Below are 24,538 nucleotides of genomic sequence, written 5' to 3'. Positions count from 1 at the left end.
TTCGTCTGCGCGGCCGCTTCTACGAGGGCCTGCGCGCCGATGTCACGCGGTAGACGTCGTAGACGCCCTCCACGCCGCGTACGGCCTTCAGGACGTGCCCCAGGTGCTTGGGGTCGCCCATCTCGAAGGTGAAGCGGGAGGTGGCGACGCGGTCGCGGGAGGTCTGGACGGCCGCGGAGAGGATGTTGACGTGCTGGTCGGACAGCACCCGGGTGACGTCCGAGAGGAGCCGGGAGCGGTCCAGGGCCTCGACCTGGATGGCGACCAGGAAGACGGAGGACTGGCTGGGGGCCCACTCGACGTCGAGGATGCGCTCGGGCTCGCGGGAGAGCGAGTCCACGTTCACGCAGTCGCTGCGGTGGACGGAGACACCGCTGCCGCGGGTGACGAAACCGATGATCGGGTCGCCGGGCACGGGCGTGCAGCACCGGGCGAGCTTGATCCACACGTCGTCGACGCCCTTGACCACGACACCCGGGTCGGCGCTCGTGCGGCGTTTGCGGCCGCGACCGCGGGCCGGCGGCACCGACTCGTCGATCTCCTCGGTGGCCGCCTCCTCGCCGCCGAGCGCGTGGACGAGCTTCTGCACGATGTTCTGCGCGGAGACGTGGCCCTCGCCGATCGCCGCGTACAGCGCGGAGATGTCCGAGTAGCGCATCTCGTGGGCGAGGGTGACCAGGGAGTCGCCGGTCAGGATGCGCTGGATCGGCAGGTTCTGCTTGCGCATGGCGCGGACGATGGCGTCCTTGCCCTGCTCGATCGCCTCGTCGCGGCGCTCCTTGGAGAACCAGGCGCGGATCTTGTTGCGGGCGCGCGGCGACTTCACGAAGCCGAGCCAGTCGCGGGACGGGCCCGCGCCGGCCGCCTTGGACGTGAAGACCTCCACCAGGTCCCCGTTGTCCAGGGTGGACTCCAGCGGGACGAGGCGGCCGTTGACGCGTGCTCCTATGGTGCGGTGTCCGACCTCGGTGTGGACGGCGTACGCGAAGTCCACGGGGGTGGCGCTCGCCGGGAGCGCTATGACGTCGCCCTTGGGGGTGAAGACGAAGACCTCGTTGCGCGAGAGGTCGAAGCGCAGGGACTCCAGGAACTCGCCGGGGTCCTCGGTCTCCTTCTGCCAGTCCAGCAGCTGGCGCAGCCACGCCATGTCGTTGAGGTGGTCGTCCTTGCCCTTGCCGGACGACTTGGGCGCGTCGGAGCGGACCTTGGAGGCGCCGGCGACGGCCTCCTGCTTGTACTTCCAGTGCGCGGCGATGCCGTACTCGGCGCGGCGGTGCATGTCGAAGGTGCGGATCTGCAGCTCGACCGGCTTGCCGTTGGGCCCGATGACCGTCGTGTGCAGCGACTGGTACATGTTGAACTTGGGCATCGCGATGTAGTCCTTGAACCGCCCCGGAACCGGGTTCCAGCGGGCGTGGACCGTGCCCAGCGCCGCGTAGCAGTCGCGGACCGTGTCCACCAGGACGCGGATGCCGACCAGGTCGTAGATCTCCGCGAAGTCACGGCCGCGGACGATCATCTTCTGGTAGACGCTGTAGTAGTGCTTGGGGCGTCCGGTGACGGTCGCCTTGATCCGGGCCGCGCGCAGGTCCTGCTGCACCTCGTCGGTGACGATGGCGAGGTACTCGTCGCGCTTGGGGGCGCGCTCGGCGACCAGGCGGACGATCTCGTCGTACATCTTGGGGTAGAGGATCGCGAAGGCGAGGTCCTCCAGCTCCCACTTGATGGTGTTCATGCCCAGCCGGTGGGCGAGCGGCGCGTAGATCTCCAGGGTCTCGCGCGCCTTCTTCTCCTGCTTCTCGCGCTTGAGGTAGCGCATGGTGCGCATGTTGTGCAGGCGGTCGGCCAGCTTGATGACGAGGACGCGCGGGTCCTTCGCCATCGCGACGACCATCTTGCGCACGGTCTCGGCCTGCGCCGCCTCGCCGAACTTGACCTTGTCGAGCTTGGTGACGCCGTCGACGAGGAGGGTGACCACGTCGCCGAAGTCGCGGCGCAGGTCCTCCAGGCCGTACTCGGTGTCCTCGACGGTGTCGTGCAGCAGGCCCGCCATGAGCGTGGCCGGGTCCATGCCCAGCTCGGCGAGGATGGTGGTGACGGCGAGCGGGTGCGTGATGTACGGGTCGCCGCTCTTGCGCTTCTGGCCGCGGTGCCAGCGTTCGGCGACCTGGTAGGCGCGCTCGATCTGGCGCAGGGTCGCCGTCTCGATCTTGGGGTCGTTGCCGCGCACTATCCGCAGCAGGGGCTCCAGGACCGGGTTGTACGGGTTGGCGCGCTGCACGCCGAGACGGGCGAGGCGGGCTCGGACGCGGTTGGAGGAGCCGGAGCGGGCGGGCTGGCCGGCGGGCGCGCGGACCACGGGCGCGTTCCGGCCGCGATCGGGCGGGATCGGCTTGGGACGCGGCTGCTGGTCGGCCGGCTTGTCCACGGGCGCCGCCGGGGCGTGCTGGATCGGCCCGTGCGTGTCGTTCTTCGCCTGCGGCGCGCTCGGTACGGGCTTCGCCGCGGGCGCCGAGGCGGACTCGGGCTTGGCGGCGGTCAGTGGCTGGGCCTCGTCTGGCAAGAGGACTCCTCGTGCGCGATCCGGGTCCCCCGGTCAGGCTCCGGAGTCCCCATGGTAGCGATCCTGCACGCCAGGATCGCCTTCAGGCCACTGTGAGGGCCGTCAGGACCGCCAACGTACGAGGCGGGCCCCGGATTCCTCCGGGGCCCGCCTCGGGCGAGCGGTGCGAGCGGTCAGACCGTGAGCAGCGCCTCCAGCGGCGCCCCGACCAGGGCCGGCTCCAGCCGGGCCCGCCCGCCGAGGAAGCCCAGCTCCATCAGGACGGCGAGTCCCGCGACCCGCGCGCCCGCCCGGCGGATCAGCTCCAGCGAGGCCTCGGCGGTGCCGCCGGTGGCGAGGACGTCGTCGATGACCAGGACCCGGTCGTCGGCGCTCAGGTCCTCGGCGTGCACCTCGATCTCGGCCGAGCCGTACTCCAGCTCGTACGCCTGGCTGAGGGTGGCTCCGGGGAGCTTGCCCGCCTTGCGTACGGGGATGAAGCCGAGCCCGGCCCGCAGGGCCACCGGAGCCCCCAGGATGAAGCCGCGGGCCTCCAGGCCGACGACCTTGGTGGCGCCGGTGCGCCCGGCGACCTCGGCGAGCGCGTCGGTCAGGGCGGCGAAGGCCACCGGGTCGGCCAGGAGCGGGGTGATGTCCTTGAACATCACACCCGGCTCCGGGTAGTCGGCCACGTCACGGATGCGGCTGAGCAGCAGCTCCGTGATGTCGGTGGTCCCGGTCATCGGCGCTTCCCCGAGGGCCGGCCGCGTCCCCTGTTGCGGGAGGCGGGCTGGTTGCGGGGGCCGACGACCGCGGGGGCGGCGTCGTCGGTGTCCTCGGGGTCCTCGTCGGTCTCGTCGTCGGCGTAGCGCTCCTCGTCCACGGCGTTCTCGGCCGGCACGCCCGCGGCCGCGGCCTGGGCGCGCTTGGCGAGGACGCGCTTCTTGAGCGCCTTCATCTGCGGCTCGGCCTCCTTGAGGTCGGCGACGAGCGGCGTGGCGATGAAGATCGACGAGTAGGCACCCGCGGCGAGACCCACGAACAGCGACAGCGAGATGTCGTTGAGCATGCCGGCGCCGAGGACACCGCCGCCGATGAACAGCAGGCCGCCCACCGGCAGCAGCGCGACCACCGTGGTGTTGATGGACCGCACCAGGGTGCTGTTGATCGAGCGGTTGGCGATCTCGCCGTAGGTCCAGCGGGTCTGTTTGGTGATGTCTCTCGTCTGTTCCTTGAGACTGTCGAAGACCACGACCGTGTCGTACAGCGAGTAGCCGAGGATCGTGAGCAGACCGATCACCGTGCCCGGTGTGACCTCGAAGCCCACCAGCGCGTAGATGCCGACCGTGATGGTGATGTCGTGGATCAGCGCGACGAAGGCGGCGAGTGCCATTCGCCACTCGAAGGCGATGGCCAGATAGATCACCACCAGGACCATGAAGATCCCGAGGCCCTGCCATGCCTTGTTCGCGATCTGGTCACCCCAGCTGGGGCCGACCAGGTCCGCGTTGATCCGCTCCGCCGGGACGTCCAGGTCCTTGGAGAGCTCTTCCTTGATCCGGTCCGACGCCTCGGTGTCGGTGCCCGCGATCTGGATGCGGAGGCTGCCGTCGCCGAGCTTCTGGACGATCGCGTCGTGGCCGGAGGCTTCTTCCGCCCACGTCTCGGTCTGCGAGACCGAGGCGCTCATGTTCTTCGGGGTGGTGAAGACCGCGCCGCCCTGGAACTCGATGCCCATGTGCAGACCGCGCACCGCCAGGCCGACGATGGCCGTGATGGTGATGAGGATCGAGATGCCGTACCAGAGCTTGCGGTTCTTGACGAAGTCGTAGCCGATTTCGCCATGGTGCAGTCGAGCGCCGAGGGTGCCGAGCTTTCCCATCTCACGCCTCCTTCGGGTCGACAGGGCCGGCGGGGCGGGCGGTACGACGGGTGCGGCGCAGCGGCGGCTTGGCACCCAGGCTCTTCGGGTCGAGGCCGGACCACTTGTGGCCGCTCGCGAAGAACTTGCGCCGGGCCATCAGCGTCAGCAGCGGCTTGGTGAAGAGGAACACCACCACGACGTCGAGCAGCGTGGTCAGCCCCAGGGTGAAGGCGAAGCCCTGCACCTTGCCGACGGTGACGATGAAGAGCACCGCGGCGGCGAGGAAGGACACGAAGTCGGAGACCAGGATGGTGCGCCGGGCGCGCGGCCAGGCCCGCTCGACGGCGGGACGCAGGGTGCGTCCCTCGCGGATCTCGTCGCGGACGCGTTCGAAGTACACGATGAACGAGTCCGCCGTGATGCCGATGGCGACGATGGCACCGCAGACGGCCGGCAGGTTCAGCGCGAAGCCGATGGCCGGGCCGAGCAGCGACATGATCACGTACGTCAGGGCCGCGGAGATCAGCAGCGAGGCGACGGCGATGAACGACAGACCGCGGTAGTAGACCAGCAGGTAGAGGACGACCAGGGCGAGGCCGATCGCACCCGCGATCAGACCGGCCTTGAGCTGCTCACCGCCGAGTGCGGCGGTGACGGTGGTGACGCTGTCCTCCTTGAAGGTCAGCGGCAGCGCGCCGTAGGACAGCATGTTGGCGAGGCCCTGGGCCTCCTCCTGGTCGAAGTTGCCGGAGATCTCCGCGCTGCCGCCGGTGAGCGCCTGGCTGACGTAGGGGTCGGAGACGACCTCGTTGTCCAGGACGATGGCGAACTGGTTCTGCGGGGACTGGTTCTGCGCCAGCTTGCCGGTGATGTCGGCGAACTTCTTGGCGCCGCCGTCCGTGAACTTCATCGTCACGGTCCAGCCGGCGGCGGTCTGCGTGTTGAAGACCGCCTCGGAGCTGTCGACGTCCGTGCCGTCGACCGCGGCCGGGCCGAGGATGTACTTCTGCCACTGGCCCTGCGCGTTCTGGCCGCAGGCGACCATGGACTCGCCCTGCTTGGCGCCGGCGCCCGCCTTGGCCCGGGCGGATGCGTCGGTGCAGTCCAGCGCGGCGTACGCGGCCTGGAGCTTGGCGGTCGCGTCGTCGCCGGAGGCGCTGGCGCTGGCGGAGGGGGAGGCGCCGTCGGTGGCCCCGCCGGACGGGCTGGGGTCGGCCTTCAGGGCGTCGCTGGCGGCCCGGCCCTGCGGGCTGGAGCTCGCCGAGGCGGAGCCGGAGGGCGCGTCGCTCGCCTTGTCACCGTCGGTGGCCTTGTCCTTGTCGGCGGTGCCGTCCGTGGCCTTGTCGGTCGCCTTGTCGGTGGCGTTGCCGGTCGGGCTCGGGGAGGGGCTGCCGGTGGCGCCCGCGCCGGACAGCTCGGTGGCGACCACCGGGCGGAAGTAGAGCTTGGCGGTGGTGCCGACCTGCTCCCGGGCTTCCTTCGAGTTCGTCCCCTTGGGGATGTTGACGATGATGTTCCGGTCGCCCTGGGTCTGCACCTCGGCCTCGGAGACACCCAGACCGTTGACGCGGCGCTCCATGATCTCGACCGCGGTGTCCATGTTGGTCTTGTTGATCGCGGACTCCTGGCCCGCCTCCGGCACCGCGCGCAGCGTGATGCTGGTGCCGCCGGCCAGGTCGATGCCGAGACGCGGAGTCGTGTGTCCGGAGGCGAACATGCCGCCGGTGAGCGCCACGATGGCGATCAGCATCAGGGCCAGCGAGCGCCCGGGCTTACTCTGAGCGCTCGCATTCTTTCCCTTTTTAGGTGCTACCACCTTTGCGTACTCCCTCTCGGGCCGCTCGCGCCGGGTAGGCGTCGCCGGCGGCCATCACATGGTGTCCGGATCCGTGCGAGCCGCGCGTCACACGGGGCGGCGGGAACGTCCCGCTCGCCCCGGAGCACGGTTACTTCGCCTCGGAGCCGCCGTCGGACTTCTTCGCCTGCTCGTCCGTCTTCGCCTCGGCGGGCGCGGTGTCGGCCGTCGGCTCGTCGGCCGCGTCCTTCTTGCCGAGGTCGACGGGCTTGTCGTCGGAGACGGCGGCGTCGTCGGCGGGGGCGTCGGGCCCGGTGAGGGAGGAGGCATCGTCCGGGACGATGTCGGCGTCGGACTTCAGGTCGTGCTCGACGCCGTGGACGATGCGGTTGTACTCGTCGTCGGTGAGGACGGCACCGATGCTGTTCTTGGCGAAGAGCAGCTCGACACCCGGGCCGGCGTCGAGGAGGACCGTGTCCTCGTTGACCTCCTTGACCGTGGCGTACATGCCCCCGATGGTGCGGACGCCGGAACCGGGCTGCATCTGGTTCCGCATGTCGACGGCCTGCTGCTGCTTCTTCTTCGCCGACCGGGTCATCAGGAACATGGCCCCGATGAGCACGATGAACGGGAGGAGGGTCACGAGACTCACGGGTCGGTACTTCCTTCACACGACCGCGATGGTGAGCGGCCTGATGGTTGGGGGTGTGTGCGCCGCCGACAAGGGCGGCATCGGCGGAGTCTAAGCGAGTCCGCGCGCATGGAACAACGCTCAGCATGGCACCGGGGTTCCTGCCCCGGCGAATGTCCTCTTCGTGACGGTGGCGTCACGCCCCGAACAGGTCCTGTTGTCCGTTTCCGGAGTTCTGGGACCGCGGTGGGGTGAGGCCGAGGTGCGCCCATGCCGCCGGGGTCGCGACCCGTCCGCGCGGGGTGCGGGCCAGCAGGCCCTCCCGTACGAGGAACGGTTCGGCGACCTCTTCCACGGTCTCACGTTCCTCCCCCACCGCGACAGCGAGCGTGGACAGGCCGACGGGGCCGCCGCCGAACAGCTTGAGAAGGGCCTCCAGCACGCCCCGGTCCAGCCGGTCCAGACCGCGGGCGTCGACCTCGTAGACCGCGAGGGCGGCCGCGGCGATCTCCTGGGTGATCAGGCCGTCGGCCTTGACCTGGGCGTAGTCGCGGACGCGGCGCAGCAGGCGGTTGGCGATGCGGGGCGTGCCGCGGGAGCGGCCGGCGATCTCGGCGGCGCCGGCCGTGTCGATCCCGACGTCGAGGAGGCCCGCCGAGCGGTGGATGACCCGCTCCAGCTCGGTGGGTCCGTAGAACTCCATGTGCGCGGTGAAGCCGAAGCGGTCGCGCAGCGGGGGCGGCAGCAGCCCCGCGCGCGTGGTGGCGCCGACCAGGGTGAACGGCGGCAGCTCCAGGGGGATGGCGGTGGCGCCCGGGCCCTTGCCGACGATGACGTCGACGCGGAAGTCCTCCATCGCCATGTAGAGCATCTCCTCGGCGGGCCGCGACATGCGGTGGATCTCGTCGAGGAAGAGCACCTCGCCCTCCTGGAGGGAGGAGAGGATCGCCGCGAGGTCCCCGGCGTGCTGGATGGCGGGCCCCGAGGTGATCCGGATCGGGGCCTCCATCTCGGCCGCGATGATCATCGAGAGGGTGGTCTTGCCGAGGCCGGGCGCGCCGGAGAGCAGGACGTGGTCGGCGGTCGCCCCGCGCGCGCGGGCGGCGCGCAGGACGAGGTCGAGCTGCTCGCGGACCTTCTCCTGGCCGATGAACTCGCCCAGGTCCTTGGGGCGCAGGGCGGCCTCCACCGCCTGGTCCTCCCCGTCGGCGGACGCACCGACGAGCCGCTCGGCGGTGGCGTCGGTGTCGGTCGTGTCGTCCCAGTTCATAGCGGTGTGTGCCTCGGGGGTCGGGGTGGTGGTGCGGCGGGCGCGGTGGTGGGTCAGCGGGCTCGGCGGTGGTTCAGCGGGCGCGGTTCAGGGTCTGGAGGGCCGACTTCAGCAGCTGCCCCACCTGGGGCGTGCCGCCGGCGGCCTCCGCCTGGGGGGTCACGGCGGAGACGGCCTCGTCGGCCTCCCGGGTGGCGTACCCGAGGCCGATCAGGGCCGCGTGCAGCTGGTCGCGCCAGCCGGTGCTGACCGGAGCGCCGACGGCGGGGGCGCCGACGGGTTCGCCGAGGCGGTCCTTCAGTTCCAGGAGCAGCTTCTGCGCGCCCTTCTTGCCGATGCCGGGGACTGCGGTGAGCGCTTTCTCGTCGCCGGTGGAGACGGCTCTGCGCAGGGCGTCGGGGCTGTGCACGGCGAGCATCGCCTGGGCGAGCCTGGGTCCGACACCGCTGGCGGTCTGGAGCAGCTCGAAGACCTGGCGCTCGTCGTCGTCGGCGAAGCCGTACAGGGTGAGCGAGTCCTCGCGGACGACGAGCGAGGTGGCGAGCTTGGCGGACTTGCCGAGGCGGAGGGTGGAGAGCGTGTTCGGCGTGCACTGCACGGCCATGCCGACGCCACCGACCTCGACCACCGCGGCATCGGGAGCGAGGGCGGCTACGGTGCCGCTGACGAAGGCGATCATGCCGGGTGGCCTTTCGGTGCGTGCGGGGTGTCCGGGGACTGCTGGGCGGCGTGGGGCTGTTCGAGGGTCGGGCTGCGCCGGGGGGTCGGGGTCTGCCGGGGGCTCGGGGAGAGCGGGCCGGCCGCCGTGCGCCGGGCCGGTGGCGTCCGCGGGACGGGCTGGGCGGCGCGGGCCACGGCCTGTTGGAGCCGGTTCTGCGCGGGAGCGCGCCAGATGTGGCAGATGGCGAGCGCGAGGGCGTCGGCGGCGTCGGCCGGCTTCGGGGGCGCGGCGAGCCGCAGCAGGCGGGTGACCATGGCGCCGACCTGCGCCTTGTCGGCTCGGCCGCTGCCGGTGACGGCGGCCTTGACCTCGCTCGGGGTGTGCAGGGCGACGGGGATGCCGCGGCGGGAGGCGCACAGGATGGCGACGGCGCTGGCCTGGGCCGTGCCCATCACCGTACGGACGTTGTGCTGGCTGAAGACGCGCTCCACGGCGACGTACTCCGGCCGGTGCTCGTCCAGCCACTGCTCGATGCCCTGCTCGACGGCGACGAGGCGGTGGCCGAGGTCGGCGTCGGCGGGGGTGCGGACGACGCCGACACCGATCATGGTGAGCGGTCTGCCCGCGACGCCCTCCACGACACCGACCCCGCAGCGGGTCAGCCCCGGGTCCACCCCCAGTACGCGCACGTGCCCTCCCGTTCGATCGCCTGTTTGTGCAGGCTATCGGGTGCCACCGACAACGGCGGTGGGCCGGGGGACGTGTCCCCCGGCCCACCGCGGCCGTCATGTGCGCCGCGGCGCTACGCGTCGACCTTCTCCATGACCTCGTCGCTCACGTCGAAGTTGGCGAAGACGTTCTGCACGTCGTCGCTGTCCTCCAGGGCGTCGATGAGGCGGAAGATCTTCCGGGCGCCCTCCTCGTCCAGCTCGACCTGCATGGTCGGGACGAAGTTGGCGTCGGCGGACTCGTAGTCGATGCCGGCGTCCTGGAGGGCGGTGCGCACCGCGACCAGGTCGGTGGCCTCGCTCAGGACCTCGAAGGTCTCGCCGAGGTCGTTGACCTCCTCGGCGCCCGCGTCCAGGACGGCACCGAGGACGTCGTCCTCGCTCAGCTCGCCCTTGGGGACGATGACGACGCCCTTGCGGTGGAACAGGTACGACACCGAGCCGGGGTCGGCCATGGAGCCGCCGTTGCGGGTCATGGCGACGCGGACGTCGGAGGCGGCGCGGTTGCGGTTGTCGGTGAGGCACTCGATGAGCACCGCGACGCCGTTGGGGCCGTACCCCTCGTACATGATCGTCTCGTAGTCGGCACCGCCGGCCTCGAGACCGCCGCCCCGCTTGACCGCGGAGTCGATGTTCTTGTTCGGGACCGACTGCTTCTTCGCCTTCTGGATGGCGTCGTAGAGCGTCGGGTTGCCCTCGATGTCGACGCCGCCCATGCGCGCCGCGACCTCGATGTTCTTGATCAGCTTCGCGAAGAGCTTGCCGCGCTTGGCATCGATCACGGCCTTCTTGTGCTTCGTCGTAGCCCATTTAGAGTGGCCGGACATCTGCCTGTCTCCTTCGCGTAACCCATCTCTGCAACGAACGCAGGAATCCTACAAGGACCGAGCCGCGCGGTTCGCGCGCACCATGTCGGCGAAGAGCCGGTGCACGCGGTGGTCGCCGGTCAGTTCCGGGTGGAACGACGTGGCGAGCGCGTTGCCCTGGCGGACCGCGACGATGTGGCCGTCGTGCTCGGCGAGCACCTCGACGGAGGCGCCCACGGACTCCACCCAGGGAGCGCGGATGAACACGCCCTCCACGGGGTCGCCGTCGACGCCCTCGATGGCGACGGCCGCCTCGAAGGACTCGTTCTGCCGTCCGAAGGCGTTGCGGCGCACGATCATGTCGATGCCGCCGACCGTCTCCTGCCCGGAACGCGGGTCGAGGATCTTGTCGGCCAGCAGGATCATGCCGGCGCAGGTGCCGTAGACGGGCAGACCGTCACGCACACGCGCGCGCAGGGGGTCCATCACCTCGAAGAGGACGGCCAGCTTGGAGATGGTGGTGGACTCGCCACCGGGCAGGACCAGGCCGTCCACCTCGGCGAGTTCTTCGGGGCGCCTCACCGGCCTGGCCACGGCGTCGGCCGCGGCCAGGGCCACGAGGTGCTCCCGTACGTCGCCCTGGAGGGCCAGGACGCCGATGACGGGGGTGTCACTCATCGGATCGGGTGCCTTACCAGCCGCGGTTGGCGTAGCGCTCGGTCTCGGGGAGGGTGTCGCAGTTGATGCCGACCATGGCCTCGCCGAGGTTGCGGGACGCGTCCGCGATGATCTTCGGGTCGTCGTAGAAGGTGGTCGCCTTCACGATGGCGGCGGCGCGCTTGGCCGGGTCGCCGGACTTGAAGATGCCGGAGCCGACGAAGACGCCCTCGGCGCCGAGCTGGCGCATCAGCGCGGCGTCGGCCGGGGTGGCGACGCCACCGGCGGAGAAGAGGACGACGGGGAGCTTGCCCAGCTCGGCGACCTCACGGACCAGCTCGTAGGGGGCGCGCAGCTCCTTGGCGGCGGCGTACAGCTCGTTGTTGTCGTAGCCGCGCAGGCGGGCGATCTCGTTCTTGATCTGGCGCAGGTGGCGGACCGCCTCGACGACGTTGCCGGTGCCGGCCTCGCCCTTGGAGCGGATCATCGCGGCGCCCTCGGCGATGCGGCGCAGGGCCTCGCCGAGGTTGGTGGCGCCGCAGACGAAGGGGGTGGTGAAGGCGAACTTGTCGCTGTGGTTGACCTCGTCGGCCGGGGTCAGGACCTCGGACTCGTCGATGTAGTCCACGCCGAGGGACTGCAGGACCTGGGCCTCGACGAAGTGGCCGATGCGGGACTTGGCCATCACGGGGATGGAGACCGCGCCGATGATGCCCTCGATCATGTCCGGATCGGACATCCGGGCCACGCCGCCGTCCTTGCGGATGTCGGCCGGGACCCGCTCCAGGGCCATGACGGCGACGGCGCCCGCGTCCTCGGCGATCTTCGCCTGCTCCGGCGTGACGACGTCCATGATCACGCCGCCCTTGAGCTGCTCGGCCATGCCGCGCTTCACGCGGGCGGTGCCGGTCTCGGGGGCCTGGTTCTCGGAGAGCGTGCTGGACACGGGGTACCTCGCTGCGGGGAAGGGGACGTGTGCAGCTCTGAGGAAACGCGACGCGACCAGGCCACAGCAAGGGCCAATGAGGAGGCGGTGGATCGTTTTCGGTGCGCGACCGGCGGCGGCCGTCAGGCGACCCGCTTCACCAGGGCAGTCGGCGACTCGTCGTCCATCTCGAAGGCCAGCGGGAAGGGAGCGTGTCCGGCGAGGCGGAACCAGCGGACCTTTCGGTGCTCGCGGAGCCTGCGCACCGCTCCCACCGTGTCGTTGTGGAACCGCCGGGCCATCGGGACGCGCCGCACGGCCTCGGCCAGTTCGCGGGCGGCCTCCTCGCCACCGGGGGCCTCCCGCAGCGCGTCCACCTGCTGCGGCTCGGCGAAGACCGCCCGCAGGGCCTGGCTCAGCTCGCTCTCGGCCACCTCCCGCTGCTCCTCCTCGGCCTGCCGTGCGGCGTGCGCGGCCTCGTACAGCACGATGGAGGCGGCCGGGTCGAGGACGCCGGAGGTGGCCAGTTCCTGGGCCACGGACGCCCTGCGCAGCAGCTGCGCGTCGAGTGCGGCGCGGGCGGCGTCGATCCTGGCGTGCAGCCGGTCCAGCCGCCCTGCCGTCCAGCTCAGGTACAGGCCGATCGCGACGAGGACGACCAGGATCCAGATCAGGGTTGCGGTCACGGGCCGCAAGCCTACGGGGGCGCTCCGCGGAGAGGGCGCGGCGCCCTCGGTGCGGGGCCACGCCGGGCGACCCCGCGCGTGGTCCGCCGGCCGCACGGCCCGTCGCGTCGCTCCTGGGACGCCGACGGGCCGTCACGCCCGAGACCCTCCACTCCGGAGAGGCGTCCCTGCCTCGCCTCGCCGGGGCGCCGGGGCGCCAGGTCGACCGTCACCGCGTCGCCCGCCCGCGGGCGGGCCACCGCGGCCCGGTCGGGACGGCCCGCCCGGCCCTCAGTCCCTCGCCAGTCCGAAGCGCGCCCTGAGCCCCGTCGCCCGGTCGTCCGTGGCCACCGCCGCCGCGCCCGCGGTGACCGTCTCGTAGACGGACAGGATGTCGGCGCCGACGGTCGACCAGTCGAAGCGCCGTACGTGCGCGCTGCCCCGCTCCCGCAGCTCGGCCCGGCGCTGCGGGTCGGCCAGCAGCCGCACCGCCGCGTCGGCGAGCGCGTCGGCGTTCTCGTTGGGGAACAGCTCACCGGCCGCTCCCTGGTCGAGGACCTGTGCGAAGGCGTCCAGGTCGGAGGCGAGGACGGGCGCGCCCGCCGACATGGCCTCGACGAGGATGATCCCGAAGCTCTCGCCGCCGGTGTTGGGCGCCACGTACAGGTCGACGCTGCGCAGGAAGCGGGCCTTGTCCTCGTCGCTGACCATGCCGAGGAACTCCACGCGGGAGCGCAGCTCCTTCGGCAGGCTCTCCACGGCCTCCTCCTCGTCGCCGCGGCCCGCGACCACCAGCCGGGTCTGCGGCCGGGCGGCGAGGATCCTCGGCAGCGCCCGCATCAGCACCGGCAGGCCCTTGCGGGGCTCGTCGATGCGCCCTATGAAGCCGATCGTGTCGCCCTGCCACTCGGGCTTGGGCTCGGCGCCGGCGAAGAAGTCGACGTCGACGCCGTTGGGGATCACGACGGCGTCCCCGCCCAGGTGCTCGACGAGGGTGCGGCGGGCGTACTCGCTCACCGCGATCCGGGCGCTGATCTTCTCCAGGGCGGCCTGCAGGATCGAGTACGCGGCGATCATCGCGCGGGAGCGCGGGTTGGAGGTGTGGAAGGTCGCCACGATCGGGCCCTGCGCCGCCCAGCAGGTGAGCAGCCCCAGGGAGGGCGAGGTCGGCTCGTGGATGTGGATGACGTCGAAGGCGCCGTCGTGCAGCCAGCGCCGCACCCGGGCCGCCGACAGGAAGCCGAAGTTCAGCCGGGCCACCGAGCCGTTGTACGGCACCGGCACCGCGCGGCCGGCGGAGACGACGTACGGGGGCAGCGGGGTGTCGTCGTCGGCGGGGGCGAGCACGGAGACCTCGTGGCCGAGGCGGACGAAGTACTCGGCGAGGTCCCGGATGTGGAACTGGACGCCGCCCGGCACGTCCCAGGAGTACGGGCAGACGATGCCGATCCTCACGGGGCGACCTGCCCCTCGGCCGCCGCGGGTGCCTTGGCGGGATCGAGGTCCTTCAGCCACAAGCGCTGGAGCATGTGCCAGTCCTCCGGGTGGTCGGCGATCCCCGTGGCGAAGGCGTCGGCCAACGCCTGTGTCATGACGGACGTCTTCTCCGCGCGGGTACCTGACTCGGGCACGTCGACCGGCGGATGGATCCGGCCCCGCATGACGGGCGAGTCGTCGTACCAGAGCGTCACCGGCAGCAGCCGGGCGCCGGTGTGCAGCGCGAGCAGGGCGGGCCCGGCCGGCATGCGGGCCGTCTCGCCGAAGAAGTCGACCTCCACGCCGGAGGCGGACAGGTCGCGGTCGGCGACCAGGCAGACCAGACGGCCGTCGCGCAGCCGCCGGGCGAGCGTGCCGAACGCCGTGCCGCCGCTGTGCGGCAGGACCTCCATGCCGAGGCCCTCGCGATAGGCGACGAAGCGGTCGTAGAGGGTCTCCGGCTTGAGGCGCTCGGCGACCGTGGTGAAGGGGATGCCCAGCTTGGTGGTGGCCCAGGCACCGGCGAGGTCCCAGTTGGCCAGGTGCGGGAGGGCCAGGACCACGCCCTTGCCCGCGTCCATGCCGTCGGTGAGGTGGTGCAGGCCCTCGGGAGCGAAACCCGCCTCGACGCGCTCCCGGCTCCAGGCCGGGAGCCGGAAGGACTCCATCCAGTAGCGCAGGTACGAGCGCATGCCTGCGCGCGAGAGCGCGGCGAGCCGTTCGGGGCCCGCGCCCGGCACCACGCGCGCGTAGTTGCTCTCCAGCCGGCGGACGCCCGCGCCGCGCCGTTTCCAGGCGATGTCCGCGATCGTGCGGCCGAGCCGTGCGGCGACCGGCTCGGGCAGCTTCTTCACGGTGCTCCAGCCGGCGCCGTACAGGCCGTCGGCCAGCCGGTCCCGAGCGCTCACTTGGCCGCCTCGGTGCCCTGGTCCTCCTGCGCGGCGGCGTCCGCCTCGGCGGCCTCGCGGCGGACCGTGACGACGCGCTGGACGAGCGTGACGAGGCTGCCGACGGCGACGATCCACAGGGCGACGGGGAGCAGGTACTGGATGCCGGGCACGCCGAACTTGTGCAGCCCCGCGAAGCCGGCGGCGACCAGGGAGACGACGAGCCGCTCGGCGCGCTCGACGAGTCCGTTGACGGCGACGGGCAGGCCGATCGCCTCGCCGCGCGCCTTGGTGTACGACACCACCTGGCCGCTGGCCAGGCAGAAGATCGACACGGCGCACAGCACGTTGTCGTCACCGCCCCCGGCGTACCAGAGGGCGAAGCCGCCGAAGATCGCGCCGTCGGCGACCCGGTCCAGGGTGGAGTCCAGGAAGGCGCCCCAGCGGCTGGAGCGGCCGAGCTGGCGGGCCATGTTGCCGTCGACGAGGTCGGAGAAGACGAAGAGCGTGATCACGACCGTGCCCCAGAAGAACTCACCCAGGGGGTAGAAGACCAGCGCTCCCGCGACCACACCGGCGGTGCCGATCAGCGTGACCGTGTCCGGGCTGACGCCCCGGCGGATGAGAAACGCGGCGAACGGTGTGAGGACACGCGTAAAAAATGCACGCGCGTACTTGTTCAGCATGGCCTTCCCGACGGTCGGTGTGGCCGCGGCCCCTGCTGGCCACCGGCTGGCCCATCGTAGCCACGCGCGCGCGTGGGTGACGGCCGGGCACCCTGTCCCCCCGGTGGACGGGCGGTGGGCGGCCGGTGGGCGGGGGGATCGGGCCCTTCGTATGGACGGCGCGTGACGGGAGTGGAAAGCTCGAAGGACCGCGGGCGTCACCGGAGCCGCCGGCACGCGGCCTGGCGTGTCCGCGCCCACAGCGACCTCACCGTGCACGGGAGGCAAGGACATGGGCGACAAGGCGCACACCCACCCCGGAGCCGCCGGAAGAGCGACGGCGGCCGACCATCCCACGTCCGTACGGAATGTGGTGCTGGTCGGCCACTCCGGATCGGGCAAGACCACCCTGGTCGAGGCGCTCGCGCTGACGGCGGGAGCACTGAACCGGGCGGGCCGCGTGGAGGACGGCGGCTGCGTCTCGGACTACGACGAGATGGAGCACCGGCAGCACCGGTCCGTACAGCTGTCGCTGGTGCCGGTGGAATGGGACGGCATCAAGGTCAACCTCCTGGACACTCCCGGGTACGCCGACTTCGTCGGTGAGCTGAGGGCCGGTCTGCGCGCGGCGGACGCGGCCCTCTTCGTCGTCTCGGCCGCCGACGGCGTGGACGGCTCGACCCGCATGGTGTGGGAGGAGTGCGCCGCCGTCGGCATGCCGCGCGCCATCGTGATCACGCATCTGGAGGCCGCCCGCGCGGACTTCGAGGAGATGACGCGGATCTGCGCGGAGGCCTTCGGCGGGGACGACCCCGACGCCGTACTGCCGCTGTACCTGCCCCTGCACGGGCCGCGGGCGCCCGACGGGCACGCACCGGTGACCGGACTCATCGGGCTGCTGTCGCGGAAGCTGTACGACTACGCCTCCGGCGAGCGCGAGGAGTCCGAGCCCGGTGGGGAGCAGGTGCCGTCGATCGACGAGGCGCGCTCCCTGCTGATCGAGGGGATCATCTCGGAGAGCGAGGACGAGACCCTCATGGAGCGCTATCTCGGCGGCGAGCAGGTCGACGTCAGGACCCTCGTCGAGGACCTGGAGCGGGCCGTCGCCCGCGGGGTGTTCTTCCCGGTCCTGGCCGCCGCCCCCGCGGCCGAGGGCGCCCGCCAGGGACTCGGTACGGTCGAGCTGCTGGAGCTGGTCACGCGCGGCTTCCCGACCCCCTTGGAACGTGAGGCGCCCCGGGTCACCACGCTGGACGGCGCTCCGCGCGAGCTGCGGAGGTGCGATCCCGAGGAGTCACTGGTGGCGGAGGTCGTCAAGACGTCCTCCGATCCGTACGTCGGCCGGATCTCGCTGGTCCGCGTCTTCTCGGGCACCCTGCGCGCCGACCAGACGGTGCACGTCTCCGGGCACGGGCTGGCCGACCGCGGCCACGAGGACCACGACGTCGACGAGCGGATCGGCGCCCTGTCGACGCCCTTCGGCAAGCAGCAGCGGCCCGTTTCGCACGTCATCGCGGGCGACCTGGCCTGTGTGGCCAAGCTGGGCCGCGCGGAGACCGGGGACACGCTCTCGGCCAAGGACGACCCGCTGCTGATGGCCCCCTGGGAGATGCCCGACCCGCTGCTGCCGCTCGCCATCGAGGCACACAGCAAACCCGACGAGGACAAGCTCTCCCAGGGCCTTGCGCGGCTGGTCGCCGAGGACCCGACGATGCGGCTGGAGCAGAACCAGGACACGCACCAGGTGGTCCTGTGGTGCCTGGGCGAGGCCCACGCCGACGTGGCGCTCGAACGGCTGCGCGGCCGGTACGGCGTCCAGGTCGACGTCGTACCGCACCGGGTGTCGCTGCGGGAGACGTTCGGGAGCAGGGCGGCGGGGCGCGGCCGGCACGTCAAGCAGTCCGGCGGGCACGGGCAGTACGCCATCTGCGAGCTCGAGGTGGAGCCGCTGCCGAACGGTTCGGGCATCGAGTTCGTGGACAAGGTGGTCGGCGGCGCGGTGCCCCGGCAGTTCATCCCGTCCGTCGAGAAGGGCGTGCGCGCGCAGGCCGCCAAGGGTGTCGCCGCGGGCCATCCGCTGATCGACGTGCGGGTGACGCTCCTCGACGGCAAGGCGCACTCGGTGGACTCCTCCGACGCCGCGTTCCAGACGGCGGGCGCGCTGGCGCTGCGGGAGGCGGCGGCCGACGCGAGGATCCATCTGCTGGAGCCGGTCGCCGAGGTGAACGTCCTGGTCGGTGACGCCTACGTGGGCGCCGTCATGAGCGACCTGTCGGGGCGGCGCGGCAAGGTGCTCGGCACCGAGCAGACCAGCGGGGGACGGACCGTGATCCGGGCCGAGGTGCCCGAGCTGGAGATCGGCCGGTACGCCGTGGACCTGCGCTCCCTGTCGCACGGCACCGCCCGTTTCGACCGCCGGTACGCACGGCACGAACCGATGCCGCAGCAGATCGCGGACCGAGTGCTGGAGGAGCCGCGGGCCGTGTCGTAACGCTGCCGTGTCCGGCGCGGGACTCCCCCGCGCCGGTGGCGGCGACCCGGCGCGCGACGGCGCGCGTGCGGGGCCGATCCGCGCGTCCGGAGGCGCCTTTGGGCGTCCCGTGACGCATGTCGGTGCCGGCGGATACGCTGATGACCTGATCAACAGGTGTGCGGGGCAGGGAAGTCGGGAAGGCCGCAGAACGACAGTGGTGGCGATCGGGGGCGGGAATGACCGTTGACGGCGGTTACGCGGACTTCTTCGGGCCGCAGGTGCCGCGTACGGACGGCGGGGGGCAGACGGCCACCTTCGCGCTGGCCTCGGCCGCCTACCGGGACAACCCGATGGAGGAGATCAAGAAGGCCGACAACGAGTGGCACCAGACGGCCGTCAACGCGGGCCGGTCCTGGGCCACGATCTTCCGGCCCAACCTCGGGGAGGCGTTCTCCCGCGCGGTGGCCGACCGGATGCTGGGCGGCGGACGCAAGCCGCTCATCCAGTCCTTCGGCGCCGAGCCACAGGTGGTCGTCGAGCACTGCCTGGCGGCCAACGGCATCCGCAAGGCCCGCGACGCGCGGCTGGCCACGGTGATCGTGCTGTGCGGCGTGCTGTTCCTGCCCGGCATGCTGGTGTGGCTGCTCGGCTTCCAGATCCGCACCACGGTCGCCAAGGCGGAGAACAAGCAGGCCGGGGCGCTGGGCACCGCGGTGCTCGTGGCCATCGCCGCGCTGGCCGTGCTGTTCCTCGTCAAGATGCCCTTCTCGGGCTTCTGGGCCTGGTACGCGCGCGCGGCGGTCGTCCTGCCGGTCGTCGGCTGGTTCTGGGCCAAGCGGATCTGCGAGGGCACGGCGCGGGACCTGCGGGAGCGCTGGGACGGCCTGCTGTCGGGCAGCGGTGTCGGCGCCAAGGTCCCGGAGGCGGTGCCCAGCAATCCGGGCGAGACGGCGGCCGAGCAGCTGCGGCAGTCCCTGGCCAAGCTCGGCGCCGAGCAACAGTCCAACTCGGTCTTCTACGCCGGTCCCAAGGGCATACTCGGCATGGGCACGCGCTGGGGCAGCTGGCAGCTCGCCGAGAACCTGGTGCCGGCCGACCCGACCCGGGAGATCCACCCCTTCCGCAGCTGGGACGTCGTCCGGGCCGTCCACGACCAACTGCGCATGCTGGAGCGCGGCCCGCTGAACACCGGCGGCTTCCCCAAGCCGTCCATACGGCACTGGGTGGTGACGCCGATCGGCGAGAACGCCAAGGCGGTGTCGCGTCCGGAGGGCACGGACGTCGAGGCGTACCAGGTCAAGTCGCACGCGATACAGGACATCTGCAACAAGCAGCAGTTCGGCGCCGGTGACCGGCACTACCTGGGCGTGCAGTGGACCCTGTGGGACGGCCAGCTGGTCATCACCATGCTGATCACCGTGACCGTGCTGCACGAGACGCTGCGCATCGAGGTCACGGGGCACGCGCTGGGCCCGGTGAACCCGCTGTTCACCACCAAGCCGGAAGCGCCCTCCAAGGAGGTCGCCAAGTCGTTCAAGCCGTGGGAGACCCGCAAGGTGATGCTCCCGCTGGTCACCGCGAACGAGGTGGTACGCCTCGCGGTGCGCGCGCCGCTCACCTGGTATCCGCCGCTGCTGAACTGGCTGGGCGGTTCGATCGGACTCCCCGAGCCCTTCGGGCTGCGGCACGCGTGGGCGGACCAGCCGTGGCGGCACCGCTTCATGGCCGACGACGCGCTGCGGGCGGCCGCGCCGGTGCTGCGCGTGGTGCACTCGGCGGCGATCAAGGTGCTGCAGGAGAACGGGGTGGACACGGAGAAGTTCGGGAACCGGTCGGCGTTCCTCAGCACCGCCGTGCAGGACCCGGCGCCGGGGAAGGCGGATCTGTACAACGCGTAGGCCCCTTCCGGGGCCCGCGCGCCGCTACTCGCCGGAGGGCCACGCCTCCGCCAGCATCTTGCGGGTGTCCCCCAACAGCTGCGGCAGCACCTTGGTGTGGCCGACGACCGGCATGAAGTTCGTGTCCCCGCCCCAGCGGGGCACGACGTGCTGGTGGAGGTGGGCGGCGATGCCCGCGCCGGCCACCGAGCCCTGGTTCATGCCCAGGTTGAACCCCTGCGCCCCGGAGGCCGTACGCAGAGCCGTCATCGCCTGCTTCGTCAGCTCGGCCAGCTCGGCGGTCTCCACCGCGGTCAGCTCGGTGTAGTCGGCGACGTGGCGGTACGGCACCGTCATCAGGTGGCCGCCGTTGTACGGGTACAGGTTGAGCACCGCGTACACGTGCTCACCGCGCCGGATGATCAGCCCGTCCTCGTCGGACGTGGCCGGGATCGAGCAGAAGGGACAACCGTCGTCGGCGCCCGGGCCGCTCGGCTTGTTCTCGCCCTGGATGTAGGCCATCCGGTGGGGCGTCCACAGGCGCTGGAACGCGTCCTGCGTCCCGACTCCGATCTGCTGCTCCGGCTCACTCGTCATGCGTGCAGCATATGGCGTCGCGTACGACGACAGGGAAAGGCCCCCGGGAAGATCCCGGGGGCCAGTGCGCCCTGTGATCGCGGCGGACCCGCGATCAGACCTGCGCCCGCTCCTCGACGACCTTCGCGATCTTCGCGAGTGCCTCCTCGACGGGGATGCCGTTCTCCTGGGAACCGTCGCGGTAGCGGAAGGAGACGGCGTCGTTCGCCATGTCCTCGTCGCCCGCGATGACCATGAAGGGGACCTTCTGCTTCTGGGCGTTGCGGATCTTCTTCTGCATCCGGTCGGACGAGGAGTCGACCTCGACGCGCAGTCCCTGCCTGCGAGCCGCCGCGGCGAACTTCTCCAGGTGCTCGATGTGCGCGTCACCGATCGGGATGCCGACCGCCTGGACGGGCGCGAGCCAGGCCGGGAAGGCACCCGCATAGTGCTCCAGGAGCACCGCGAAGAAGCGCTCGATGGAGCCGAACAGCGCGCGGTGGATCATCACCGGCCGGGTCTTGGTGCCGTCGGCGGCCGTGTACTCCAGGTCGAAGCGCTCCGGCAGGTTGAAGTCGAGCTGGATGGTCGACATCTGCCAGGTGCGCCCGATGGCGTCCTTGGCCTGCACCGAGATCTTCGGGCCGTAGAAGGCGGCGCCACCCGGGTCCGGGACCAGGGGCAGGCCCTGCTTCTCGGCGACCTGGCGCAGCGTCTCGGTGGCCTCTTCCCAGGCCTCGTCGGAGCCGACGAACTTCTCCGGGTCCTTGGTGGACAGCTCCAGGTAGAAGTCGGTCAAGCCGTAGTCCCGCAGCAGGTTCAGGACGAAGGTGAGCGTCTTGTCGAGCTCCTCCGACATCTGCTCACGGGTGCAGTAGATGTGCGCGTCGTCCTGGGTGAAGCCGCGGGCCCGGGTGAGGCCGTGCACGACGCCCGACTTCTCGTACCGGTACACGGTCCCGAACTCGAAGAGGCGCAGCGGCAGTTCACGGTAGGAACGCCCGCGCGCGTCGAAGATCAGGTTGTGCATCGGGCAGTTCATGGGCTTCAGGTAGTAGTCCACGCCCTCGTCGAGCTGCATGGGCGGGTACATGCCGTCGGCGTACCAGTCCAGGTGGCCCGAGGTCTCGAAGAGCTTCCCCTTCGTCGCGTGCGGGGTGTAGACGAACTCGTAGCCCTCCTCCTCGTGGCGGCGGCGCGAGTAGTCCTCCATGACCCGGCGGATGATGCCGCCCTTGGGGTGGAAGACCGCCAGGCCCGAGCCGATCTGCTCGGGGATCGAGAAGAGGTCCAGTTCGCTGCCGAGCCTGCGGTGGTCGCGCTTCTCGGCCTCGGCGAGGAACTCCAGGTGCGCCTTCAGCTCGTCCTTGGTCGGCCAGGCGGTGCCGTAGATGCGCTGGAGCATCGGGTTCTTCTCGCTGCCGCGCCAGTAGGCGGCGGCGTTGCGCATGAGCTTGAACGCCGGGATGTTCCGGGTGGTCGGCAGGTGGGGGCCTCGGCAGAGGTCCTTCCAGCACAGGTCGCCGGTCTTGGCGTCCAGGTTGTCGTAGATCGTCAGCTCGCCGGCGCCGACCTCGACGTCCGCGCCGTCGTCGTGCGACGCGGAGCCCTTGATGCCGATCAGTTCCAGCTTGTACGGCTCGTCGGCGAGCTCCTCGCGGGCCTCGTCGTCGGTCACGACGCGGCGCGAGAAGCGCTGGCCGCGCTTCTGGATCTCCTGCATCTTCTTCTCGATGGCCTTGAGGTCATCGGGGTGGAAGGGCTTCTCGACGTCGAAGTCGTAGTAGAAGCCGTCCTTGACCGGCGGGCCGATGCCCAGCTTGGCCTCGGGGAACAGCTCCTGCACGGCCTGCGCCATGACGTGCGCGGTCGAGTGGCGCAGGATGTTCAGGCCGTCCTCGGAGGAGATCTCGACGCCCTCGACGGTCTCGCCGTCCCGGACCTCGTGGGCGAGGTCCTTGAGCTCGCCGGCCACGCGCGCCGCGATGATCGAGCGCTGGCCCGCGAAGAGCTCGGCGGCCGTGGTGCCCGTCGTCACCACGCGTTCTTCCCGCTCGGAATCGCGTTGGATGATCACACGGACGTCTGACACCGGTCTCTCCTGACTGAAGGTGGGGCCGCGGCGCCATACCGGAGCGCACGCGTGAGGGCGATCGTACCGACCCGGACCCGTGCATCGCGAAATCATTCCCGCCGCCGCACCCGGTGGTCAGTCCGCGCAGTCCCCTCCGCAGGTCTCCTCGAAGAAGGCCGCCACCTCGACGTGCTCCTGCACGGCCTTCAGGAGCCGGTCCCGTTCCGCGTCGTCGACCGGCACGGGGGCGATCTCGCAGGCGCCGGTGAGCCGGCGGAACCCGCCCCGGCTCTCCAGCCGGCCCAGCACCCGTACCGGCAGCCCGACCAGGTGGGCGTGCCCGGCGATCCGGTAGGCCTCCTCGTCGAGCGTGATCCGCACGTGCGGGACGTCCGCCCCGGCCAGCACGCGCAGCCGTACGGTGCCCGCGCCGCGCGGGCCGGGCCGGCGCATCCGGACGACGGTGCCGGTGATCCGCACCGGCACGGAGGGCTCCGCGCGCAGGTAGCGGGCGGCGGCCTCCCGCAGGGCGGGCAGATCGCCGGGCGAGAACTCCACGGGCTCGGCGAGGGCGGCGCAGCCCTCGGGGACCCCGGCGGCCGGTGCCCAGTCGACGGCGACGCGGGCGCCCTCCGTGCCCCGGATCAGGGCGACGAGCGCCTCGGTCAGTTCGTGGCTGACGCCCGCCGCCACCGCGGCGTCGAAGGCCTCCGTGCCGCCGGTGGCGCGCCGGTAGTCGACGGCCTCGCGGGCGGCGTACAGGGCGTGGTGGAGGCGTACGGCGAGGGGGCGGCCGGTGGTGACGGGCACGAACGCGGTGAGCCGGCGGCCGCCGGGGGCGGGGCCGACCAGGACGTTCTCCAGTGCTTCGGTCGCGGCCCGCCGGTGCCGGGCGCCGTAGTAGCCCGCCCGCGCGCGCGTGGCGAGCGCTCCGGCGAGCAGCATCCGGCGGGCCGCGGAACGCAGCTGCTCCTCCGCGGCCCACGAGGTGGCGTCACCGGGTCCGGCCGGCACGTCGCGCCCCCAGCGGATCTCGTCGCTGGGCACGGAGAGGGAGACGAGGATCTCGCGGGCGGCGGGTGTGCCGCTGCGGGTCAGGGCGAGCAGCGCCTCGCCGATCAGGTCGTCGCTGTCGGGGAAGGCGCGGCTGACCGGCACCAGCACGCTGGTGGCCCCGGCGCCCGGTCCGGGCGGGGTCCAGCGGCCGTAGCGGCCGGGGGCGCCACCGCGACGCCGCCAGCCGTGCCGGTGGAGCAGGGCGGCCAGCACGGCCGGGTCCACGGCCGTGGGATCCGGCGTGTGGTCGTCCGGGCCGCGGTCGCCCGTGGCGTGGTCGGGGTGCGGTCGCAGGGGCCGCGGCGGTCCACCGGTCGGGCGGTGCGTCATGGTTTCCCTCCCGTCCCGACCCGCGTCATGATCTCGCACAGCGCCCGGTCGTCGAAGACCCGTGCGGTCGGTATCCGCACGGTGGTGCGCCGCCGGCCGGTGACCGGATGTCCGGCGAGGTTGGTCCAGTAGCAGCAGTGCCTGAGGTCGAGCCGGTCGTGGCCGGCGCGCAGCCACTGGTCCCGGGACCGGGGGACGATCATCACGACCAGGATCTTGTGCACGGAGACCGGGGTGCGGGCGAGCTTCGCCAGGTGGTCGTTGTCGAGCGTGAAGGAGAAGAACCGGCCCGGTGGACTCGGCGGGATCTGGTACGTCGCCTTGAGCTGCACCTTGATGGTGACCTCGTCGTCGACCGTGTGCCCGGGGGCGCTGTGGCTGACGTGCCAGTCGATGCCGTTGTCCGGGAAGGGCTGCGAGAGCGAGCAGCCCGCCGCCGCGGCGACCGCGTGCAGGTAGCCGACCTGCAGGGTCTCCATGCAGGCGGTGGTGGCGAGGGAGCCGCGAGTGGGCGCGATGCGCTCAGGCAGCAGCCCGCCCCGTTCGGGCTGCGCTATGGCCATGACCAACAGCCTTCCAG

General features: G+C 71.6%; 21 protein-coding genes. 2 read left to right on the top strand and 19 right to left on the bottom strand.

The window, feature by feature from the left end; translation table 11 throughout:
• Nucleotides 1–19: 19 nt before the first annotated feature.
• The 15 genes from relA to pgsA form a co-directional block, all read right to left on the bottom strand.
• Nucleotides 20–2,563 carry a GTP pyrophosphokinase gene (gene relA / locus ACGF5T_RS16590; RefSeq protein ID WP_356605712.1) on the bottom strand — a complete coding sequence of 848 codons (2,544 nt, stop codon included), beginning with the start codon at nucleotides 2,561–2,563 and terminating at the stop codon, nucleotides 20–22.
• A 173-nt stretch (nucleotides 2,564–2,736) separates the two neighbouring features.
• Entirely contained in the window at nucleotides 2,737–3,285 is a 549-nt protein-coding gene (locus ACGF5T_RS16585) for an adenine phosphoribosyltransferase (protein WP_366768999.1), read from the bottom strand.
• Entirely contained in the window at nucleotides 3,282–4,424 is a 1,143-nt protein-coding gene (secF, locus tag ACGF5T_RS16580; RefSeq protein WP_366769000.1) for a protein translocase subunit SecF, read from the bottom strand. Before secF ends, ACGF5T_RS16585 begins: the two co-directional genes overlap by 4 nt.
• 1 nt (nucleotide 4,425) lies before the next feature.
• Nucleotides 4,426–6,222 carry a protein translocase subunit SecD gene (gene secD, locus ACGF5T_RS16575; RefSeq protein WP_366769001.1) on the bottom strand — a complete coding sequence of 599 codons (1,797 nt, stop codon included), beginning with the start codon at nucleotides 6,220–6,222 and terminating at the stop codon, nucleotides 4,426–4,428.
• A gap of 130 nt (nucleotides 6,223–6,352) precedes the next feature.
• Nucleotides 6,353–6,853: a preprotein translocase subunit YajC gene (yajC, locus tag ACGF5T_RS16570; RefSeq protein WP_366769002.1), complete on the bottom strand. Its 501-nt coding sequence runs from the start codon at nucleotides 6,851–6,853 to the stop codon at nucleotides 6,353–6,355.
• Between the two features lie 175 nt (nucleotides 6,854–7,028).
• Nucleotides 7,029–8,102, bottom strand: a complete 1,074-nt coding sequence (gene ruvB / locus ACGF5T_RS16565) for a Holliday junction branch migration DNA helicase RuvB (protein WP_356605722.1) — start codon at nucleotides 8,100–8,102, stop codon at nucleotides 7,029–7,031.
• Nucleotides 8,103–8,175: 73 nt separating this feature from the next.
• Entirely contained in the window at nucleotides 8,176–8,781 is a 606-nt protein-coding gene (gene ruvA / locus ACGF5T_RS16560; RefSeq protein WP_356605724.1) for a Holliday junction branch migration protein RuvA, read from the bottom strand.
• Nucleotides 8,778–9,452, bottom strand: a complete 675-nt coding sequence (gene ruvC, locus ACGF5T_RS16555; protein ID WP_356605726.1) for a crossover junction endodeoxyribonuclease RuvC — start codon at nucleotides 9,450–9,452, stop codon at nucleotides 8,778–8,780. Before ruvC ends, ruvA begins: the two co-directional genes overlap by 4 nt.
• A 113-nt stretch (nucleotides 9,453–9,565) precedes the next feature.
• Nucleotides 9,566–10,318, bottom strand: a complete 753-nt coding sequence (locus ACGF5T_RS16550; protein WP_356605728.1) for a YebC/PmpR family DNA-binding transcriptional regulator — start codon at nucleotides 10,316–10,318, stop codon at nucleotides 9,566–9,568.
• Nucleotides 10,319–10,366: 48 nt separating this feature from the next.
• The gene (pdxT, locus tag ACGF5T_RS16545; protein WP_361012316.1) at nucleotides 10,367–10,975 is read right to left on the bottom strand and encodes a pyridoxal 5'-phosphate synthase glutaminase subunit PdxT; all 609 of its coding nucleotides are present in this window, start codon (nucleotides 10,973–10,975) and stop codon (nucleotides 10,367–10,369) included.
• A gap of 13 nt (nucleotides 10,976–10,988) precedes the next feature.
• Nucleotides 10,989–11,900: a pyridoxal 5'-phosphate synthase lyase subunit PdxS gene (gene pdxS / locus ACGF5T_RS16540; RefSeq protein WP_053128068.1), complete on the bottom strand. Its 912-nt coding sequence runs from the start codon at nucleotides 11,898–11,900 to the stop codon at nucleotides 10,989–10,991.
• A gap of 122 nt (nucleotides 11,901–12,022) precedes the next feature.
• Nucleotides 12,023–12,565 (bottom strand): hypothetical protein, encoded by a 543-nt coding sequence (locus ACGF5T_RS16535; RefSeq protein WP_356605732.1) that lies wholly within the window; start codon nucleotides 12,563–12,565, stop codon nucleotides 12,023–12,025.
• 270 nt (nucleotides 12,566–12,835) lie between these two features.
• Entirely contained in the window at nucleotides 12,836–13,999 is a 1,164-nt protein-coding gene (locus tag ACGF5T_RS16530) for a glycosyltransferase family 4 protein (RefSeq protein WP_356605734.1), read from the bottom strand.
• The gene (locus ACGF5T_RS16525; protein ID WP_361012320.1) at nucleotides 13,996–14,928 is read right to left on the bottom strand and encodes a phosphatidylinositol mannoside acyltransferase; all 933 of its coding nucleotides are present in this window, start codon (nucleotides 14,926–14,928) and stop codon (nucleotides 13,996–13,998) included. Before ACGF5T_RS16525 ends, ACGF5T_RS16530 begins: the two co-directional genes overlap by 4 nt.
• The gene (pgsA, locus tag ACGF5T_RS16520) at nucleotides 14,925–15,593 is read right to left on the bottom strand and encodes a phosphatidylinositol phosphate synthase (RefSeq protein ID WP_383645967.1); all 669 of its coding nucleotides are present in this window, start codon (nucleotides 15,591–15,593) and stop codon (nucleotides 14,925–14,927) included. Before pgsA ends, ACGF5T_RS16525 begins: the two co-directional genes overlap by 4 nt.
• A 271-nt stretch (nucleotides 15,594–15,864) precedes the next feature.
• Between pgsA and ACGF5T_RS16515 the strand changes: the two genes are divergently transcribed.
• Both ACGF5T_RS16515 and ACGF5T_RS16510 read left to right on the top strand, forming a co-directional pair.
• Nucleotides 15,865–18,063, top strand: a complete 2,199-nt coding sequence (locus ACGF5T_RS16515; RefSeq protein WP_356605738.1) for an elongation factor G-like protein EF-G2 — start codon at nucleotides 15,865–15,867, stop codon at nucleotides 18,061–18,063.
• Nucleotides 18,064–18,281: 218 nt separating this feature from the next.
• Nucleotides 18,282–19,943, top strand: coding sequence for a hypothetical protein (locus tag ACGF5T_RS16510; RefSeq protein WP_356605740.1), 1,662 nt, complete (start codon nucleotides 18,282–18,284; stop codon nucleotides 19,941–19,943).
• Between the two features lie 24 nt (nucleotides 19,944–19,967).
• Here the strand turns inward: ACGF5T_RS16510 and ACGF5T_RS16505 are convergent, their stop codons facing one another.
• The 4 genes from ACGF5T_RS16505 to ACGF5T_RS16490 all read right to left on the bottom strand — a co-directional run bounded on the left by ACGF5T_RS16505 (nucleotide 19,968) and on the right by ACGF5T_RS16490 (nucleotide 24,521).
• Nucleotides 19,968–20,519: an HIT domain-containing protein gene (locus ACGF5T_RS16505; protein ID WP_356605742.1), complete on the bottom strand. Its 552-nt coding sequence runs from the start codon at nucleotides 20,517–20,519 to the stop codon at nucleotides 19,968–19,970.
• Nucleotides 20,520–20,613: 94 nt separating this feature from the next.
• Nucleotides 20,614–22,590: a threonine--tRNA ligase gene (thrS, locus tag ACGF5T_RS16500; RefSeq protein ID WP_356605744.1), complete on the bottom strand. Its 1,977-nt coding sequence runs from the start codon at nucleotides 22,588–22,590 to the stop codon at nucleotides 20,614–20,616.
• Nucleotides 22,591–22,707: 117 nt separating this feature from the next.
• A complete protein-coding gene (locus ACGF5T_RS16495) occupies nucleotides 22,708–23,958 on the bottom strand; it encodes a hypothetical protein (protein ID WP_361012324.1) in 1,251 nt (416 codons plus the stop codon).
• Complete coding sequence (locus tag ACGF5T_RS16490; RefSeq protein ID WP_356605748.1) at nucleotides 23,955–24,521, bottom strand: DUF4365 domain-containing protein; 567 nt, start codon at nucleotides 24,519–24,521, stop codon at nucleotides 23,955–23,957. Before ACGF5T_RS16490 ends, ACGF5T_RS16495 begins: the two co-directional genes overlap by 4 nt.
• Nucleotides 24,522–24,538 lie beyond the last annotated feature (17 nt).

The organism is Streptomyces sp. NPDC047853 (genome assembly GCF_043204535.1).
Classification (GTDB): Bacteria; Actinomycetota; Actinomycetes; order Streptomycetales; family Streptomycetaceae; genus Streptomyces.
The sequence above is the reverse complement of the archived record's forward strand: the minus strand, read 5'-3'. Positions and strand labels throughout refer to the sequence as shown.